The sequence below is a fragment of the Pedobacter sp. HMWF019 genome, from assembly GCF_003061025.1.
Taxonomy (GTDB): Bacteria; Bacteroidota; Bacteroidia; order Sphingobacteriales; family Sphingobacteriaceae; genus Pedobacter.
In genome coordinates this window covers 1-4,283 of the sequence record NZ_QAIL01000482.1, presented here as the reverse complement: position 1 = coordinate 4,283, position 4,283 = coordinate 1, and the positions used below count along the sequence as shown (strand labels likewise).

At 41.5% G+C, this 4,283-nt stretch carries 5 protein-coding genes; 1 reads left to right on the top strand and 4 read right to left on the bottom strand.

Annotation, left to right across the window (positions count from 1 at the left end):
- A partial coding sequence (locus DBR11_RS30350; protein ID WP_233260903.1) for a hypothetical protein occupies positions 1 to 180 on the bottom strand: 180 nt, incomplete at its 3' end.
- 281 nt (positions 181 to 461) lie between these two features.
- Here DBR11_RS30350 and DBR11_RS25120 point away from each other — a divergent pair.
- Positions 462 to 947 (top strand): Lrp/AsnC family transcriptional regulator, encoded by a 486-nt coding sequence (locus DBR11_RS25120; RefSeq protein ID WP_108555327.1) that lies wholly within the window; start codon positions 462 to 464, stop codon positions 945 to 947.
- Here the strand turns inward: DBR11_RS25120 and DBR11_RS25115 are convergent.
- The 3 genes from DBR11_RS25115 to DBR11_RS25105 form a co-directional block, all read right to left on the bottom strand.
- On the bottom strand, positions 944 to 2,449 hold the full coding sequence (locus tag DBR11_RS25115) for a glycoside hydrolase family 10 protein (protein WP_233260902.1): 1,506 nt from the start codon (positions 2,447 to 2,449) through the stop codon (positions 944 to 946). The two genes, DBR11_RS25120 and DBR11_RS25115, sit on opposite strands and share 4 nt — an antisense overlap.
- A 103-nt stretch (positions 2,450 to 2,552) precedes the next feature.
- A complete protein-coding gene (locus DBR11_RS25110) occupies positions 2,553 to 2,999 on the bottom strand; it encodes a KTSC domain-containing protein (RefSeq protein ID WP_108555326.1) in 447 nt (148 codons plus the stop codon).
- 164 nt (positions 3,000 to 3,163) lie between these two features.
- The coding region (locus DBR11_RS25105; RefSeq protein WP_108555325.1) for a TlpA disulfide reductase family protein at positions 3,164 to 4,283 on the bottom strand (1,120 nt) is incomplete at its 5' end.

The following is a 4,283-nucleotide window of genomic DNA, read 5'->3' as shown; positions in this document are numbered from 1 at the left end:
AATCTCCGCACGCATTCCGTTATTGTTTTTTAAAACATACAGATCGGAAACCTGACCATCAATATTTTCTTTGAAAGCTTCGCTTTTTTCTTTTGAGGCGTTGTTTTGACAGGCAGCCAGGAAAAGCAGCAGAAGCAGCAGATTGGTCTGGAGCCATAGTTTTAAAGATAACGGGTTCATTACAATGGTATTTGGTTGGTTTATTGGTTAGGATTTTCAATTTCCGGTTGCAAACATCACCCTTTTAAGGATAGCCGTCAATCGTAAGCCCCCAATTCCATAAGTTTTTAATGTTTTAAACACCTTAGCAAACTTATATTTGGAAATATAGGTCAATTGAAACAAAAAATCAAATTTAATTTTGAACCACTTGTTTATTACCCCGACTTTAATCTATATTTGTACAACCTGATTCTTTTTTGTAATTGTAAATAAGTAAGCACGCCCTGCTAACTAATTTCATGTTTAAGATACCCGAATTAACTGCAACAGACATTCAAATTTTAACTATTCTGCAAAGCAACGCAGAATTACCACACAAACAGATTGCAAGGCTACTGAACAAGTCTGCCCCTGCTGTGTATGAACGGATTCGCATTCTCCGAAAAAAAGGATATATACGCAGTTCTGTTGCCCTTCTGAATTGTCAAAAGATTTCCAGCATGCTCACTGTATATACTCAGGTGCAACTCAAGGACCACTCTTCCGATTCACTGGATTGCTTTCATCAGCAGGCAACCTTATTTGATGAGGTCATGGAATGTTATCATACAACTGGTCATTATGATTTCAATCTGAAAGTGGTCGTTCCGGATATGCCGGCCTACAATAGTTTTATGCATAAGCTGGCCTTGATTCCTAATTTGAGTACAATGGCCAGTCATTTTGTAATTGCGGAACATAAAAGAGATACGGCCTACAAACTGGAAAGTCCACCTGCGGATTAAAGCCCCGTAAGGGTTTCCTTCAATAAGCTTTCATTTCCTGTACGACCAACAGCTGTTACAGCAATCCTTTTCAGACCAGCTTTAGGCTTGACCAGGAAGCGATCATTCCTGTTAAGAATGGTATAGCCCCATTTTGTACCATACTGGTAATAGACCACCCATTTGAAGACCTCGTTTTCTTTTGGGTGTGTCCAGCTGATCTTCAATTGTGTTTGCTGAGATGTGGTTTCTACCACTGGAGCTGCGGGAACAGATTGGTCCAGCCATGGGCTGGCAGGAACAAGTGCTTCTTTCTGATAGGGCCCGTTAAAGATTCCATTGATGAGCTTTTCATTTTTGACCAGACTACCGATGCTCCAGTGGACGGCTCCGGTACTCTTGGAAGGAGTTGCCTTGGTGATCATAATCTGGTTAATAACCTCATCTGCACCCAGATCTACATTCAGTCCCGGCCACAAATGACGGTTCTGGGTGTTTTCTCCTGCCCACCAATCCAGCAAAACAGGAAAACTATGAGGAATATCATTAATTCTCCAGTATAACTGTGGTGTAAAGTAATCCAGCCAGCCCTTGTTCAGCCAAAGTTTAGCATCCGCATATAATTTATCATACTGGTCCATTCCTTGTATAGATGCAGGAAAGCCCGGCCTCCATATCCCAAAAGGACTGATACCAAATTTTACATATTTCTTTTCTGCTTTGATCTCTTTGTATATCCGTTCAACAAAGGTATTTACGCCTTGCCGGCGCCAATCTGCACGTGATAATTTTCCGCCACTTTTCTGATAAGCTGTCCAGCTGTCGTTGTCTGGAAAATCTGCCCCTCCATTATAAGACTCATATGGATAAAAGTAATCATCAAAATGAACCCCATCTATATCATAACGTTTCACAATGTCCTTTACCACAGCTGCAGAATAGTCCTGAGTTCCTTTTTTAGAGGGGTCCATCCAGTATTGTCCATCTTTGAGTTTAACAACCAGTTCGGGATGTTTTTTAACAACAGATTGCTCACTAAGGCCTTTACCTGAGGTATGATAAGCCCGGTAAGGATTAAGCCATACATGCAGCTCCAGGCCTCGGTTGTGTGCAGCCTCTATCCAGAACTGAAGCGGATCGTAGTAAGGATTAGGCGCCTTCCCCTGTTTACCTGTCAGGAAATACGACCAGGGTTCAAGATCACTTTTATACAAGGCATCGGCCTGGGGCCTAACCTGCAGGATCACAGCATTAAAATTATTCCTTTGTAGAAAATCAAGCAGGGTTATCGCTTCCTTCTGTTGTTGCTGAGTGGAGAGCCCTGGTTTCGACGGCCAGTTGATATTAGCTACAGAGGCAACCCATGCCGCACGGAATTCCCTTGCCGGGTGTATTGGTTGTTCGCCAGGCAGTACAACTGTTTTAATGGCCTTCTTTTTTGTGCTGCAGGCAGCAAACAGGCAAAGCAATCCAAGGCTTAAAGCCAGTATACTTTTATTAAAAGGAGAGGATAAAGATTTCAATTGTTCTGGTTTTGTTAATCTGATGCTAACAAAACTAGAACAATTAGATTTAAAAAAAGATTTTAGGACCATATTAAGCTGATCCATTTAAATCAGGATCTGCTTAGGCAGTTTCCTGCTTAGCTATATTCCGGTATGGAAATACATTAAAGATATGTCTGCGGGCAAATCTGCCTGGTGAATCTGCATTAACCAATTTAACATAAACCGCCCTTGGAACTTCAAAATACTCGTATCCGCTTCCATCCAGGAAGTAAACCTTTAATACCTGACGCTCCCAGGTAAAATCAGCAATACCGCAGGAAGAAGTTGTTTGTGTATACTCTTCTAAAGAAAGTTGCAAAGTTTCCGGTGCAATGCTTACTAAGAAATGATAGGCTTCAATAATTTCCTTGCTTTTATTTTCAGCTTCTAATTTAGCCTCTTCGCTTTCCTGGAACTTATCCGGGTGCCAGTCTTTCATTAAATTCCGGTAAATGGTTTTTAATTCTTTTAGCTCGGCATCCTTCTGTACACCTAACAATTTTCTGTAATCGACGATCTTCTTCATAAAATTTGCGCAAAGGTACATACATTTTTTCGCTAATCATATTAAGTTTCAATTAATTATAAAATAACAATTGTATAAATGCAACGTAAAGACCACTAATCGTTTATAAACAAGGCCGGCATCCACCGGCCTATGTTTTCTTATTATTCCCCTTTTGGTAGATGTTATTTCAGAATTTCGGCCAGCTTTTTCTCCAGCTCTTCTCCTCTTAAATTTTTAGCCAGGATCCTGCCCTGTGGATCGATCAAAAAGTTAGAAGGTATCGCCTTGATCGCATATAAATTACCTGCCCCGTGTGTATCGGTATGATCTGAATCGTTCAACTGTGTCCAGGGCATACCATCGTCTTTGATGGCTTTTAGCCATTTATCACGATCTTTTGCCTGATCAAGGGAAACGCCAAGAACGGTAAAGTTTTTATCCTTGTAAGTATTGTAAGCCTTGAGTACATTAGGATTTTCTGCCCTGCATGGTCCGCACCAGGAAGCCCAGAAATCCAGCAGTACATATTTCCCCCTAAGGTCGGATAGTTTCACCGGCAGGCCATTGGTGTCATTATGAGCAAAGTCTGGGGCTGCTTTCCCAATGATCGTTGCCTTCGCCCCAGCAATAGATGCCGCCAACGCCAGGCCTTCTTTGGAATTTTGCAGCTGGGGAGATAAGCCCTTAAACAAAGGTTCAACTTTAGCCGCATCAAAATAGGATCCACCTATTTGCTGCAAAGCCATCAGGCTGAAATAAGATCCTGGATTTTTAACCACAAACTGCTTCAGCGCTTCCTGCTTGTCTATATCTGCTTTATCCATCTCCTTCTCCAGGATATCGGTTACAGACTTGTCTTTCTTTTGTTCAGCTGAAAGTTTATAGTAAGCGCTTTTCAATTTTCCAATCGTTTTATCTGGTATTTCTATAACAGCTTTGTAGTTTTTATACGCAGTATTGATTGGAGAGCCGCTGATCAGGGCATTTTTTAGTGAGTCCTGAATGCTAATGCTGATCAGGCCATGATCAAGGTATAAGGAAAGTCCATCGTAACCCCGTTTTTTCCCGGGCGTCTTTTCAGATTTAAAATCCATCCATGCAGAGGTTGGCCCTTCCACATTGCCCCTGATCTCAAATGCTCCATTCTTAATTTCGGCACTGTCCCGTTTGTTCTTTTGGTTTTCATAATAGCTGACATAGATTTTTCCCCGCGTTTGAGGATCAGCGAATTTACCTTTTAGGATATAGTCCTGCTTTTGTGCGACCGCCATTACCGGGATCAGCAATAATGCAGTGATGTAT